The 14,967-nt window shown below is 32.1% G+C and carries 13 protein-coding genes and 1 tRNA gene; 12 read left to right on the top strand and 2 right to left on the bottom strand.

Features of this window, described 5'->3' with window-relative positions; all coding sequences use genetic code 11:
• Nucleotides 1-269 precede the first annotated feature (269 nt).
• The 7 genes from GGR32_RS03680 to dusB all read left to right on the top strand — a co-directional run bounded on the left by GGR32_RS03680 (nucleotide 270) and on the right by dusB (nucleotide 6,935).
• Nucleotides 270-446: a hypothetical protein gene (locus tag GGR32_RS03680; RefSeq protein ID WP_183476582.1), complete on the top strand. Its 177-nt coding sequence runs from the start codon at nucleotides 270-272 to the stop codon at nucleotides 444-446.
• Complete coding sequence (locus tag GGR32_RS03685; RefSeq protein WP_183476584.1) at nucleotides 440-1,192, top strand: GLPGLI family protein; 753 nt, start codon at nucleotides 440-442, stop codon at nucleotides 1,190-1,192. Before GGR32_RS03680 ends, GGR32_RS03685 begins: the two co-directional genes overlap by 7 nt.
• 51 nt (nucleotides 1,193-1,243) lie before the next feature.
• Nucleotides 1,244-1,987, top strand: coding sequence for a GLPGLI family protein (locus GGR32_RS03690; protein ID WP_183476585.1), 744 nt, complete (start codon nucleotides 1,244-1,246; stop codon nucleotides 1,985-1,987).
• Between the two features lie 254 nt (nucleotides 1,988-2,241).
• Nucleotides 2,242-2,403 (top strand): hypothetical protein, encoded by a 162-nt coding sequence (locus tag GGR32_RS03695; RefSeq protein ID WP_183476586.1) that lies wholly within the window; start codon nucleotides 2,242-2,244, stop codon nucleotides 2,401-2,403.
• A gap of 63 nt (nucleotides 2,404-2,466) precedes the next feature.
• Nucleotides 2,467-3,192 (top strand): GLPGLI family protein, encoded by a 726-nt coding sequence (locus GGR32_RS03700; protein WP_183476588.1) that lies wholly within the window; start codon nucleotides 2,467-2,469, stop codon nucleotides 3,190-3,192.
• Between the two features lie 6 nt (nucleotides 3,193-3,198).
• Complete coding sequence (locus tag GGR32_RS03705; protein WP_183476590.1) at nucleotides 3,199-5,901, top strand: TonB-dependent receptor; 2,703 nt, start codon at nucleotides 3,199-3,201, stop codon at nucleotides 5,899-5,901.
• A 38-nt stretch (nucleotides 5,902-5,939) separates the two neighbouring features.
• The gene (dusB, locus tag GGR32_RS03710) at nucleotides 5,940-6,935 is read left to right on the top strand and encodes a tRNA dihydrouridine synthase DusB (RefSeq protein WP_183476592.1); all 996 of its coding nucleotides are present in this window, start codon (nucleotides 5,940-5,942) and stop codon (nucleotides 6,933-6,935) included.
• Nucleotides 6,936-6,942: 7 nt separating this feature from the next.
• Here dusB and GGR32_RS03715 read toward each other — a convergent pair whose 3' ends face one another.
• Both GGR32_RS03715 and rbfA read right to left on the bottom strand, forming a co-directional pair.
• On the bottom strand, nucleotides 6,943-8,142 hold the full coding sequence (locus GGR32_RS03715; RefSeq protein ID WP_183476594.1) for an ABC transporter permease: 1,200 nt from the start codon (nucleotides 8,140-8,142) through the stop codon (nucleotides 6,943-6,945).
• Nucleotide 8,143: 1 nt separating this feature from the next.
• Nucleotides 8,144-8,539, bottom strand: coding sequence for a 30S ribosome-binding factor RbfA (gene rbfA, locus GGR32_RS03720; RefSeq protein WP_183476596.1), 396 nt, complete (start codon nucleotides 8,537-8,539; stop codon nucleotides 8,144-8,146).
• Nucleotides 8,540-8,617: 78 nt separating this feature from the next.
• Here rbfA and mce point away from each other — a divergent pair, with 78 nt between their 5' ends.
• The 5 genes from mce (at nucleotide 8,618) to GGR32_RS03745 (ending at nucleotide 14,959) form a co-directional block, all read left to right on the top strand.
• Complete coding sequence (gene mce, locus GGR32_RS03725) at nucleotides 8,618-9,016, top strand: methylmalonyl-CoA epimerase (RefSeq protein WP_183476598.1); 399 nt, start codon at nucleotides 8,618-8,620, stop codon at nucleotides 9,014-9,016.
• Between the two features lie 74 nt (nucleotides 9,017-9,090).
• A tRNA-Ile gene (locus GGR32_RS03730) sits at nucleotides 9,091-9,164 on the top strand.
• 550 nt (nucleotides 9,165-9,714) lie between these two features.
• Nucleotides 9,715-10,287, top strand: coding sequence for an RNA polymerase sigma factor (locus GGR32_RS03735; RefSeq protein WP_183476600.1), 573 nt, complete (start codon nucleotides 9,715-9,717; stop codon nucleotides 10,285-10,287).
• Between the two features lie 126 nt (nucleotides 10,288-10,413).
• A complete protein-coding gene (locus GGR32_RS03740) occupies nucleotides 10,414-11,553 on the top strand; it encodes a FecR family protein (RefSeq protein WP_183476602.1) in 1,140 nt (379 codons plus the stop codon).
• Between the two features lie 46 nt (nucleotides 11,554-11,599).
• Nucleotides 11,600-14,959, top strand: coding sequence for a SusC/RagA family TonB-linked outer membrane protein (locus GGR32_RS03745; protein ID WP_183476604.1), 3,360 nt, complete (start codon nucleotides 11,600-11,602; stop codon nucleotides 14,957-14,959).
• Nucleotides 14,960-14,967: the final 8 nt, after the last annotated feature.

The raw sequence follows: 14,967 nt of genomic DNA on the forward strand, positions 1-14,967 counted from the left end.
AAATACTGTGTTTGTGATGCTTTGTTGAGCTCTGGGTTAGAGAAATAAAACTATATTGTTAGTTTTATCTGTTTTAAGAAGAAAGATGATTATTTTTTAACTTGTTTACTTATAGTAATTTTTGTTAAGTAAATTACCGATAAAATAAACGTTTTAGTTATTTCTTCTTATATAATAATTAAATTAAAGTTAATTTTGGTTAAAAAATTTTAAATGATGTTTTTTTTTGGGGGAGATTCGGGTTATTGTTTAATTTTAAATTTTTTAACATGAAAAAACTAACTTTAATTTTAGTATTAACACTTGGGTTTGCATTTAGTGCAGATGCAGGGTGTTTTGAAAATGCGAGAGAATGGGTGATACAAACAGAAGGAAGTGTAAATCTCGAAAATGTAGGCTTTTTAATAGAACTTACAGCATATTTTGAAGCAACAGGCCTATGTTAGTAAAAAACTTATACCTGAAATTTATCTTGAGCCTGTTTTTTGTTAATAGTATTACTAATGAAACAATACAGGCTCAAGATGATTATAAAATAACTTATGCTATTACCTCAATTAAATCACAAAAAGATATAAATGAGGCAAGTGATAGAATTAAAAGTTTTTATAAGCAAGTAGTTGAGTACACAAGGAATATAAATTATACACTTGTGGTTAATAAAAAAGAATCATATTTTGAGAATAGTGATTTTTTAACAAATACTAACAACACTCCTCTTGATGATATTTTAAAAAAGTCAGCTTTACGATTTCCCAATTTTAATGAAAACGTTTATGTAAACTATCTTGATGATTATATAGTTTTTACCAAAAAGCTACTAGGAAAAGATTTTACAATAAAACAAGTTCCTTGTAACTTTAATTGGGATATTAAAAAAGATACACGAAAAATACTGGGATTAAATGTTAAAAAGGCAGAAGGGTTTTATTTTAACCCTGTTTTAAAAGAAAAAATTAAAGTGATTGCTTGGTTTGCCCCTTCAATTCCTTTACAATCTGGTCCAGATATTTTTATGGGTTTACCAGGGTTAATTATGGAAGTTGATTTAAAAGGAGCTATTGTAACTGTCAAAAAAATTGAACAAATAAAAAGCGGGCAAATTAAGCCAGAAAAAACAAAAAATATATTAACGCAGGAAGAGTACGAAAAGCAGATAAAAGCATTAAATAAGAAGTTTTTAGATGAGTAAGTTATAAACTAATCTATTTTTTGTGTGCTAAGTAATATTTAACTTATATAGATGAAAAAATTAAAAATACTAATAATTTTCTTAGCATTCCACTGTGCTTATGGGCAAACTTACAAAGCAGTTTATAGTATAGAGGTAAAACAAAAAGAAAAGAGCAACAATGGCAATAATGAAGATTATTATGCTAAACAAGCTAAAATTTTAGGTAAAAAAATGATAGCTGAAGTAAATGCTACAACATTTTCTTTATTGTTTAACTCAGAAAAAGCACTTTTTCAACCTATAGAAAGAATGGGCGTTGAGGAAATAAAACAGAAATTAGCAAAAGTAGTTTTGATAAGGCTACAATCGCATAATAAAGTATATTCGGATGTTAGCTGTAACGAGGTTTATATTTATCATGAAGCAGGCGGGAACCATCATTTAAGAGGCTATCCTTTAGAGCATATAAATTGGAAATTAACCAATGAACAAAAAAAGTTTCAAGGCTATACCTTAATAAAAGCTACCGCAGAAATGCAAAATAATAATGATGAAAATATAAACGTTGAAGCATGGTTTTGCCCTGATATATCTACAAAATTTGGGCCTGCCTTATTTAATGGTTTGCCAGGGCTTATTATGCAAGTAAAAGCTATAGGCGGAAAGTATGATTATTCATTTGAGTTAAAATCCTTAAAAAAAGAACGAAAGAACACAGAGATAACTATTCCTTTAGACAAATATGATGTATTAACAGAAGAAGAGTCTAACGCTGTTTACAGAAAAATGATGAGTAATTTAAAGCCTAATTGATTTTTTTAGGATACTTAAAAAAGTAAATACATAAAACTATATTGTTAGTTTTATTTGTTTTAGAAGAAAGATGATTATTTTTTAACTTGTTTACTTATAGTAATTTTTGTTAAGTAAATTACCGATGAAATAAACGTTTTAGTTATTTCCTCCTACATAATAGTTAAATTAAAGTTAATTTTGGTTAAAAAATTTGAAATGATGTTTTTTTTTTTTGGAGATTCGGGTTATTGTTTAATTTTAAATTTTTTAACATGAAAAAACTAACTTTAATTTTAGTATTAACACTTGGGTTTGCATTTAGTGCAAATGCAGGGTGTTTAGAAGATGCAATGGATTTTGGATACTGCTACGGAGGGGGTAATGCTGAGTATGAATATCTGTTAATGGATGCTTACTTTCAAGAATTTTGCTAATCTTTAAATTTTATATGTCTTTTTAGTGTGTGCTAAAAAGACATATTTTTACTTTATTTAGATATGAATAAAATATATATAATACTAATTTCATTACTTTTCTATTATTATAGTGATGCACAAAATATCTCTGCTACGTATAGCATATCGGTTGTAGATAAAGACCAAATAGCTAAGCAGAAACACGATGATAAATTTAATAAGGTATATAAAATATTAATGGAAAGAGTTGGGAATATTTCCACTCAGGTTTCTTATCAATTAAAAATTTCGGGACAACAAGCTGTTTTTTCAATGAATGATTTTTTAGTGAAAGACAGAAAGGAGCAGAGTTCATTAAATCTTTTAAATACTCATTCTAAAGGGCTTTTTTATAACGATATTACTTGTCCTGAACAATTACAGCAGACAGAAGTTTTTGGTAAGATGTATATTGTAGATTTACCGGAACCTGTATGGGAAATAAAAAATGAAGAAAGCAAAATAGGAAATTACACTTGTAAAAAAGCCCTTACAAAACAAGTATTTTACGATAAACACGGAGAAGAGAAAAGTTATGAAGTTGTTGCTTGGTTTACAAACGAGTTACCTTTTTCTTTCGGGCCTGTAGGCTTTGCCGGCTTACCCGGTTTAATTGTAAAGTTAGAGATAGAAGATAGAATATTTATATTACAAGATATAAAAAAAGAGAAGACGTCTCTTAGCATAAAAAAGCCTACCAAAGGTAAAGAAATTAGTTTAAAAGAATATTATGAGCTTTTTTCTACCGCAATGGGTGATTTTAAATAAACTTTTTTGAGTATTAAAAAACTACATAGCTATAAAAAAGCACTCGTCATCCTGTTTTTATTAGCAGGATGCTTTGCTATATATGGGCAAGAAGCTAGCTTACAAGGTAAAGTAACAGATACACTACAGGAACCTATAGCTTATGCAAACCTTATTGCTACACCTTTAGAGGAAAACCAAAATATTACCTTTGCTATTTCAGATGCAGAAGGCAGGTATAAGCTTAAACTCTTACAAGCGGTAAACTATAAGGTAGAAATTACCCACATGACATTTAACAAACATACAGATAGCTTAACCATAATAAAAAACACACAAAAAAATTATAGCTTAAAAGAAAGAACCGAAAGCCTAAAAGAAGTTATTATAGAAAAAGAGATGGCAGTAATTGTAAAAGATGATACCATTACCTATCGCACTAATCAATTTGAAACAGGAGAAGAAAGAAAATTAAGAGACATACTAAAAAAATTACCTGGAGTAGAAGTAGATAAAGCGGGAAACGTTACTGTAAACGGTAAAAAAGTAACCAAGCTTATGGTAGAAGGGAAAACTTTTTTTACAGGCGATACAAAACTGGGGGTAAACAATATTCCTGCAGATGCAATAGAAGAGGTAGAGGTTTTAGACAATTATAACGAAGTAAGTTTTCTAAAAGGGCTAAGCGATAGCGATCAAATGGCACTTAACATTAAGCTAAAAGAAGGAAAAAAGAAATTTGTTTTTGGGGATATAGAAACAGGAGCAGGGGTAAAAAACAGGTATTTAATACACCCTAAACTGTTTTATTATAGTCCCAAAACAGCGATAAACATAATAGGCGACTTTAATAACATAGGAAAAAAATCGTTTACAATACAAGATTATATAGATTTTGAAGGAGGCTTTGCCTCGATGTTAGAAAATAGCACATCGTTTAAAGATATAACTAATTCAGACTTCGCAGTATTCTTAAATCAAAATGATTTTAAATATCAAAAAAATGATTTTGCAGCAGGTAGCTTGTCTCAGCAAATTAATTCTAAACTTCGCTTAGAGGCATTTAGTATTGTAAATAAAGGGAAAACTCAAACCCAGACAACAAATAACATTAGTTATTTAACACAAGGAAGTTTTAACGAATTTAGAGAAGACAAAGAAGAGAATTCCATTCTATTTAGCTTAAACAAGCTTAAATTGCGCTACCAACACAATGATAAGAGCGATTTAGCCTACGATGCTTTTATAAAAACATCTAATGGAGATGCTTTACAGCAACTTGGCTCTTTTACAGAAAACGATTCTACGTTGATTAAAACCAAACAAAAGCCTAAAAACATTTCAATTAACCAAGAGATACGCTATAATAAACAATTTTCTTATAAGCATACCTCTACATTAACGGCAAATTATAACTATAATCATCAAGAAAAAGATAACAATTGGTTGTTTAATCAGCCTGTATTTACGCAATTAATTCCTTTTCAGCAACAAAAAGAGTTTTATAAGCTTTTACAAACCACCGAAACAAAAAAACATCAAGCTACCTTAGATTTGAAACATTATTGGGTTCTTAATAACTTTAATCATATTTACCCAAGGGTAGGAGTAGTTTTTTTAGACGAAACCTTTAACTCTTTAGATAAACAATTATTAGAAAACGGAGAAATTAATAATTTTCATCACGCAGGCTTTAATAATGATTTACATTTTCGTTTAACCGATAACTATATTGGTTTTCAATACAAAACAAAAGTAGGAAGCTTTATTTTTAAACCTGGAATAATGTACCATTCTTATTTTTGGAAAATCCATCAATTTTCAGAAGAGGCCTTTAGCAAGCAAAAAAACGTTTGGTTGCCAGAATTGAATATAGATTATGAAATTTCTTCTATAGAAAAAATAGAGCTAAATTATTATTTAAAAACATCGTTTTCTAATGCTTCTGCGTACGCAAATAGGTTGAGGTTAATTAGTTTTAATCAGTTATATAGAGGAAATGAGAATTTAGAAAATCAACTTTACCATTCAGCTTTATTGCGTTATCGTAAATTTAATATGTATAGAGGTGTATTTTTTAATGCGAGTTTAAGTTATATTAAGCGAGAAAAATCGGTAAGAAATACCACACAAATAGAGGGTATAGACCAAGTAAATACTTCTGTTTATACCAGTTTGCCAGAAAACACATATTCCTTTAACGGCTCTTTTACCAAGCAAATCTCTAAATACAGATTTACTTTTAGGGGAGGTGTTAGCATATCTGACTATTCAAGATTTATAAACGATAAAGTAAACAATTACCAATCAGAAAACTATAAATACACCATAAAAGCCGAAACCCGCTTTAAAACATGGCCAAATATAGAGATAGGTTGGCAACAACAGTTAAGCAATTTTCAGGGAGCTAGTTTTTCTAATAAATTTATAGAAAATAAGCCTTATGCAAATTTAGAATGGGATTTTTTTAACGACTTTATCGTTAAAGCAAACTATAGGTATAACTACTACAAAAACAAGAACACAAATCAAATTAATCATTTTGACATAGGTGATTTTTCTATTTTTTATAACAAAGAAAACAGTCTTTGGAGCTTTGAATTGGCTGTAGATAACATTTTTGATGTTGATTATAAAAATGAAAATACCATAGATCAATTTATGATAACAGATAGAAATATTTACCTGCAACCTAGAACAGTGCTATTTAAACTTTCATACAAATTATAATCTTACTAATTTTGCCTTTTTAATTCTTAAAAATAATTTTGGCAAAAATAGGTGATATAGATGTAGGCAATTTTCCATTGCTGTTAGCTCCCATGGAGGATGTAAGTGATCCACCATTTCGAACTTTGTGTAAAGAACAAGGTGCCGATGTGGTTTATACCGAGTTTATTTCCTCAGAGGGTTTAATTCGAGATGCTGCAAAAAGCGTCATGAAGCTTGATATATATGAAAAAGAACGCCCTGTTGGGATTCAGATTTTTGGTGCCGATTTAGAGGCAATGTTAGCTTCTGTAGAGATTGTAGAAAAATCGAACCCAGATATTATCGATATTAACTTTGGTTGTCCTGTTAAAAAAGTAGTTTGCAAAGGAGCTGGAGCAGGAATTTTAAAAGATATAGATAAAATGGTGAGCCTAACCGAAGCGATGGTAAAACGCACCAACCTCCCCATAACTGTAAAAACCCGTTTAGGTTGGGATAACGATAGCATAAAAATTGTTGAAGTAGCAGAACGTTTACAAGATGTTGGCTGTAAAGCAATCTCCATTCATGGCAGAACTCGAGTACAAATGTATAAAGGTGATGCTAATTGGGCACCTATAGCAGCGGTAAAAAATAATCAGCGTATGCATATTCCTGTTTTCGGAAATGGCGATGTAAATACCCCAGAACGCGCTGTAGAGATGCGAGATAAATATGGCTTAGATGGGGCTATGATTGGTAGAGCAAGTATTGGTTATCCTTGGTTTTTTAGAGAAGTGAAACACTTTATAAAAACAGGAGAACATTTAGCTTCTCCTACCATGAGAGAGCGTATAGATGCGGCTCGCAGGCATTTAGAAATGGCTATAGATTGGAAAGGAGAGCGTTTAGGTGTTTTTGAAACCAGAAGGCATTATACCAATTATTTTAAAGGAATTCCTCATTTTAAAGAACACCGAATGAAAATGGTTACTAGCGATGATGCTAAAGATGTTTTTGCAGCTTTTAAGGAAGTAGAGGAAAAATTTGGAGATTTTATTTTTACAAAATAATAAGCACTTAGCGTTCTAAAACTTTAGAAACACGCGTAGCCCCTATATATGACGCTATAACCCCTAAAAGCATAATGGTTATAAATACAACCAAGACGTTTTCCCATAAAAGAGAGATAGGGTAAGCCATTGTAGGTGTTATCATTACAATACTAAATTGCTGTTGTAGCAATACGATAATTATTCCTGCACTTAAGCCAAAAATTCCGCCAAAAAAGGTAAGTAAAATGCCTTGTAGCCAAAAAATATTTTTTAAGGTTTGGCGTTGTGTACCTAAGTAATATAGGGTTTTAATGTTTTTTTGCTTATCTAGAATGGCCATTACAATAGCTCCTCCCAGATTAAATAAAGCAATAATAAGTACAATGGTAAAAATAAAATAGACGGCTAAATTTTCGGTATTTAGCATTTTATACAATTGGCTGTTTTGCTCTATTTTATTACGGATGATAACATTATTGCCAAGAATTTCTAGCAGTTGTTTTTTTATATCCTCTTCATTTGCCGTTGTATTAAATTTAATAGCAAGACTGTTGGTACTGTTTTTAGGGTAGTTGAGCAATTCTTTGGCTTGTTTGTACGATGTAAAAACATATTTACCATTAAGGTCATCACTAATGTTATAAACCCCTATTACAGTTGTATAGGTACTATTAAATGCTTTTGTAGGGTCTGTAATTTGCCCTTTACCAGGTTTAGGAACTTGTATTTTAAGCAAAGCACTATAATCTAAAACACCTAGCGATAGCTGTCTAGAAATATCGTTGCCTATTACCGCTTGGTTAAAACCTTGGGTTAACCAAGTTCCTCTAATAATGGCACTATCTAAAGGATTTACTTGTAAAAAATGCTCGTCAATCCCTTTTACATGGGCAAGCATTTGCTTTTTTTTAAAGCTTAGCAATACACGTTCTTCAATTATACGGCTGCTAACGCTAACGCCTTCTAGGCTATTTATTTTTTTTAACTGAAGGCTATCTACAACAAACCATTTCCCCGTTTTGGGAGTAATACTTAAGTCGGGGTCGTATCTATTAGAAAAAGATAAACTAAACTCTTTAAGACCAGAAAATCCAGAAAGTACAATAAATAAAGCTAATGCTCCTGCAAAAACACCAATCCCTGCAATGCGAGTGATAATGTTAATGGCATTGTTTTTACTTTTGGTAAAAAGGTAGCGTTTAGCGATATATAAAGCGAACTTCAATTTAAGACTTTTTTCTTTTTTGTAATAGCTCAGGGTTTTTTATAGGGTTTTCATCTCCCTTTACGGCTTTTTCAATTTGGTCGATGTACTCTAACGAATCATCTATAAAAAAACTTAAATCGGGCATTTTACGCAACTGATTTTTAGTGCTTAAAGCCACCTGATGTTTTATTTGATTTTTTATTTGGTTAAGCTCTTCTAAAAGGGTTTCTGCATGCTGTGCAGGAAAAATGCTTAAGTATGCTTTAGCAATAGAAAGATCGGTAGTTACACGAACTTTCGAAACCGAAATAATAAGATTTTGGCTACCTGCTGCTTTTAAGCGTTGCTGAAAAACCCCGGCTAATTCTTGCTGCAAGACTTTTCCTATCTTTTTTTGTCTATTTGTTTCTTCCATAGTGCAAAAATAGGCTTTTCTATTTTAAGGTGATTTTCTAAATTAAAAAATATAAATTTGTTTTTAAAACTTAAGAACGTGAAAAAGATAGAACATATTGGCATTGCCGTAAAAAATTTAGAAGAAGCCAAAGCAACATACGAATTATTGTTGGATGAGAAACCTTATAAAGACGAAACCGTAACAAGTGAAGGGGTAATAACCTCATTTTTTAAGGCAGGAGAAAGTAAAATAGAGCTGTTAGCGGCAACTAACCCCGATAGTCCTATTGCCAAATTTATAGAAAAACGCGGCGAAGGCATTCATCACATTGCTTTTAATGTAGCCGATATCGAAAAAGAAATAAAGGTATTGGAAGAAAAAGGATTTCAATTAATAAACAAAAAAGCCAAAAAAGGAGCTGATAATAAATGGGTTGCCTTTTTACACCCTAAATCGGCAAATGGGGTATTGGTAGAGCTTTGCCAAGATGTTTAAAATTTTTACACAAAAATTTGTATGCTAAGCATATTATTTATAATTTTGCGGTCTGTAAAAACTTTATGTTTTTTGGTCCTATAGCTCAGCTGGTTAGAGCACTTGACTCATAATCAAGGGGTCCATGGTTCGAGCCCATGTGGGACCACTTTAAAATCCCTTCAGAAAATTATTTTTTTGAAGGGATTTTTTTATACCTGCAGCTAATCAAGGGGCAAGAAGATTTTCTGTTTTTTAAAAACTATTTAGTCTATACAAAATCAGTTCTGCATCTTAAACCTCTCTAAACTGCCGTCAGATTTAATAAAATTCACTCATAAAAAACCTTGTAAAATATTAGTTAAGTGCAAGTTGAGTCCAATATAGGTCCAATGTGATTCCAGTATTTTGTGTGAAATTTTGGAAACAAAGTGAAAGTATCCTCAAAAATAGTTTGTAAAAGAAGTGAAGCTAGATGTATAAACTTATTCTTTGCAAAAAAACCTTTTCATAAAAGCAATAAAACCCACCAAACTAAAAAATTAATCTAATGATATGCTAAAGATTTTTTTCAAATAAAAAAATTGCATGTAATTTGTGTTTAGAAAAAGTATTTGCGTATAGTTGTCGTTTAAAACCTTTTAGGAAGCATTTTTTCTTTTAGAGCGTTTGTTTTAAAAGCGCATTTGTTTTCTTGACGTGTAATAGCGATTTTTAAGATGGGGGTTTCAAAATATTCATATAATGACGATCGGCTCTTAGTTTCCCGACTAAAAGAGGGGAACGAAAAAGCTTTTAGAAAACTGTACGATAAGTATAGCGGAGGTATTTATGGTTTTGCTTTAAAGTTAGTTAAATCGACCGATTTTGCTGAGGAGATAACACAAGAAGTATTTTTGAAAGTATGGAACGGTAGAGAAAGCTTAGACATAGCGCTTAATTTTAAATCTTATATTTATACAATCGCTAAAAACTTAGCCTTAAATATCCTGAATAAAGCAGCTTATGATATCGATTTTAGAAATCAATTGCTTTACACAAAAGATACTGTTGTTACATCTACAGGAGATTATATTCTTTTAAATGAATACGAAGCGGTAAAAAATAAAGCAATAGCTAGCCTTTCTGAAGGACGGCGAACCGTTTTTTTGATGTCTCGAGAACAAGGACTCTCTTATGAGGAAATAGCTAATGAGTTAGGTGTTTCGGTAAACACGGTTAAAACCCAAATGAAAGCAGCTCTTAAACACCTCCGAGAATACCTCTCTAAATATGGCGATCTAGAAATTTAAGCTTATTTTTTTGTTTTTTAATCAATTGAAAATAAATAAGTTGCTTTATTTTTTGTGTTTTTTTTAATAGAAAGGTCACCCTTAATGCGTTATTGTTTGTATTAGAAATAGACACCATGCGTTATTATGAAAGCCGAAACTCGCTTTAAAACCTTATTTAGTAAATACCTTAAAGGAAATTGCAGTCCTGCAGAAATAGAAGAATTTTTTGAATTGTGGAAACAGTTTGAAGGAACATCTTTATTCGAAGCTGATTTTATAGAAAATGAAGCAAGTAAATTACCTTCGGCAGAGTTTCCCGTAGCCAAGTCTGAACAAGTTTTTAAACGCATTACGCTAAAAAAGAAACCAGTTCGAAAACAATTTAACGTATTAAAAATTGCAGCCGTTTTTATAGGTTTAATTATAGGAACAGGGCTAATTTGGTTTTTTAATCAAACCACAAGTCTTAATAATACCAATAGCAATGGTGGTTTTGCTGTTATAAAGCGCGAAGGGCTAAAAGATATAATTTTAGACAATACAGAAATGCCTATCCTATCTGAACAAGGCGACACCATAGGGATAAGAAAAGGAGGCAAAATACAATACACCAAAGAGGTAGAGTCATTATCTTATAACACGTTATATGTTCCTAAAGGGAAAAAGATGGAATTAAGTTTGGCCGATGGCTCACATATTCATCTAAACTCAGGATCTTCTATTCGTTACCCACTAAACTTTAAATCGGCAGATAAACGTGTTGTAACGCTTAAAGGAGAAGCTTATTTTGAAGTTGCAAAAGATAGCCTTAAACCTTTTATCGTAAGTGCTTCTGGGGTAAATGTTCAAGTATTAGGAACTTCTTTTAACTTCAATGCATATCAAGAAAACCCAGCAACCGAAGTAGTATTGGTTGAAGGATTAGTAGCAATGTATAAAACAACCGATGCTTTTAAAGCAGATGAGACTCAGCTATTAAGACCAGGTTTTAAAGGAAGTTATACCGAAGGTAAAGAAATCACTAAAGTAGCAGTAGACACAGATACCTACACTTCTTGGAGGTATGGGCATTTGATATATCGCAACAAGACTTTAGCGCAAATTTTTATTTCGTTAGAGCGAAACTTTAACATCGAAATTAAAAATAAAAATGCCAAGCTAGCACAAGAAGTTATCAATGCAAACTTTGGTTCAGAGTCTATCGAAAACATTATGGAGTACCTGCATGAAATTTATGATTTTGAGTACACATTTAAAGATAACCTCTTAATTATAAAAGAATAACACGTTTGTTTAAATCTAATATTATTTCCATTTAACTATTATAAAAATGAAGAAAACCCTACTTAGTCGAGTAGCTATGTTAGCTGTATTTAAGAAAGTAGCTTTTTTTATATTGCTAACTTTTATAAGTACACTTAATGCTGCAAACGGTAATTTTCAACAAAGTAAAATTAGCTTAGACGTTTCAGATACAACAATATTTGAAGTTTTTTCAATTATAGAAAAAGAAGCAAATTACAGGTTTGTTTATAGCGTTAACGATGTAGATGTTAATAAAAAAGTTTCTATAAAGGTAACCAATGTAGATATCGAATCTTTTTTAACATCACTATTACCTAGTAAACACTTAACTTTTGATGTTCGGGGCAATCAGGTTATTATAAAAAGCAAAACCAAAAAGAGCACAAAAAAAACAACTTCTAGTCAAAATAATGTTAACAGTAGTGCTTTCCAACAACAAATAATAGAAGGCTTGGTGTTAGATCAGGAAGCGATGCCGCTTCCTGGGGTAAATGTTATCATAAAAAATGCTCGAAGAGGCACAACAACAGATTTAGATGGGCAGTTTAGAATAAAAGCAACTCCTAACGATACATTGGTATTTAGTTTTGTAGGTTTTGCAAAACAAGAAATACCCGTTGGCAGTAAGCAACACATGGAGGTTACTTTAGTAATGGATGGGCAACTTTCAGAGGTTGTAATAACCAGCAGTTACGGGACAAAACAACGTAAAGAACATTTGGTAAGCAGTACTTATACCGTAGGAAAAGATGAAATAAAAAACTTACCATTAGAACGAATAGATAAACTATTAGATGGTATTGTTCCTGGGTTACAATATTCACCACAAAGCGATAATACAAGTAGTGCAAGAAGCCGATATTCGGTATCTATTCGAGGAGATGCCTCTTTGTCAGCATCAAATGAACCATTATGGATATTAGACGGTACACCTTTATATACCGGAGGTAAAACCAATATGACGGGAATGAGTACAAGTGTAAGTCCTTTATCATACATAAACCCAGAAGATATCGAGTCTATAACCGTGTTAAAAGATGCTGCTGCAACAACGCTTTATGGAGCCGATGGAGCTAATGGTGTGATTTTAATCACTACAAAAAAAGGAGAAAAGGGAGAAACAAGGTTTAATGTTTCTGCAAGAAAAGGACTTAGCTTTATTGCAGAAAACACTCGCTTTAAAGTGTTAAACGGGCAACAGTATATGGGGCTAGCTCAAGAAGCGTATACCAATACAAATAGAGATATAAACTATTTTCCGTTTACAGATAATGCATTAAATACTTATAGCAATACCAATGTAGATTGGTATGATGTTTTTTATGACCAAGGAGAAACATCGCAAATAGGTATATCGGCTAGCGGAGGTTCAGAAAGAAACAGCTATTACATTTCTGGAGGTTATTATGAAGAAAAAAGTACACTTATAGGAAATAAACAACAGCGTTTTTCTATTAGGGCTAACAATAATATAGACTTCACAGATAAAATGAATATAGATTTATCTTTGGGCGCATCATACAATGTTAATGAGCTTTTTACCCCAGGGAACGATTATTATGAGAACCTACCTATTATCTCTCCATATAATGAAGATGGTTCTTTTAGACAGTATTATCGAGTAATAAATGGTTACAACCCAGACGGAACACCAAAATGGGAAGACAGACGCTTTTTTAACTCATTAGCAAGAAGAGAGCAAAATGACGATAGGCAGCGAGGTTTTGCGTTTCAAGGAAACCTAAAATACAATTATGAGTTTTTAGAAGGAATTTCATATCGCTTACAATTAGGTGTAGATTATTTAAGCAGTAATGAAAACAGGTATCACTCTATGAAAAACTGGTCTGGGAAAGACCAAGATGGTAATAGAGTAGGCTACGCTTCATTAATAAATCAGGATTACCTAAAGTGGCTTACCACACATTTATTAACCGTAAATAAAACCATTAATGAGCATAGCATTAATGGTTTATTAGGCTATGAGTTAATGAAAGATAATACACGACTTGTAAGTGCTAATGGCTCGGGCTTTGTGAACGACCATGTAAGAAGTGTAGGCTATGCAGCAGAACAAGATGGAGGAAGTAATTTTCGAGAGAAAGCAAGAATGTCTTATTTTGGAAATTTAACCTACTCTTACGATGGGCGTTATAATGCTACCTTGGTGGTAAGGCGCGATGGGAATTCGGGTTTTGGAGAAGATGTCCGTTGGGGTAATTTTGCCTCTTTGGGTGCCGCATGGAATATTCATAACGAGAATTTTTTCTCTAGCGATTATATTAATGCACTAAAATTAAAAGCTAGTTATGGAAGTAACGGGAACTCTCGTATTGGCAGTGTGGAATCTATGGGAGTTTATGGCTATGGTGATGCTCATAATTATGCAGGCTTACCAGGAGCAGGAATGGAGAGTAGTCCAAACCCAAGCCTTAGTTGGGAAACTACTTATATGACTAACCTTGGTGTAGAGTTAAAAGCTTTCGATAAACGAGTAAACCTTATTGTAGAAGCTTATAGAAATAAAACAGATCGTTTAATTAGCGATTTAGATGTATCGAGAACCACAGGAGATGTTCGTGTATATAGAAATATAGGAGCTATCGAAAATAAAGGAATCGAAGTTACCTTAAATACCATTAACTGGAGAAACGAGGACTTCATTTGGTCAACTACAATTATGGCTTCCCATAACAGAAATAAACTCTTAAGCTTATTTAATGATATTCCTAAAAATAATGGAAATAAAAGATGGGAAGTAGGAGAAGATAGTAATGCATACTATTTAATCCGTTGGGCAGGAGTAGACCCAAGAGACGGCTATCCTTTGTGGTATGATAAAAATGGAAACATTACCAGAGAATATAGTGTAGATAACAGGGTGGTTTACAAAACATCTACCCCAGATTTGTTTGGTAGTATTACCAACAATTTTTCGTATAAAAACTTTAACCTAAGGGTACAGGCATCTTATATGCTAGGCGGATATGGCTTTAGTAGTTTTGGTAGAGGCGTAAGCTCCGATGGGCTTAATATAGAACATCAAAATCAATCTGTAAATCAATTAGACCATTGGGGAGAACCAGGAGATTTAGCACTCTCACCAGTTCCTTTATGGGGAGTAAGCACAAAATCGGTAATGAACTCAACTCGCTTTCTATATAACAAAACACATATACGATTACAAAACGTGTCTCTTGGGTACACCATGAAAAGAGAAATAACCGAAAAATTAGGTTTACAAAACCTAACCTTAACCCTAATAGGAGATAATTTAGGGATATGGACGCCTTACGATAAGAAAAATAGAAACTCTTACAAAAATAACATCAGTGGATTTCCTATGGAAACGTCAATTTCATTTGGGTTAAACGCAAGCTTTTAAAAAAATAA

This window comes from Mesonia hippocampi (genome assembly GCF_014197445.1).
Taxonomy (GTDB): Bacteria; Bacteroidota; Bacteroidia; order Flavobacteriales; family Flavobacteriaceae; genus Mesonia; species Mesonia hippocampi.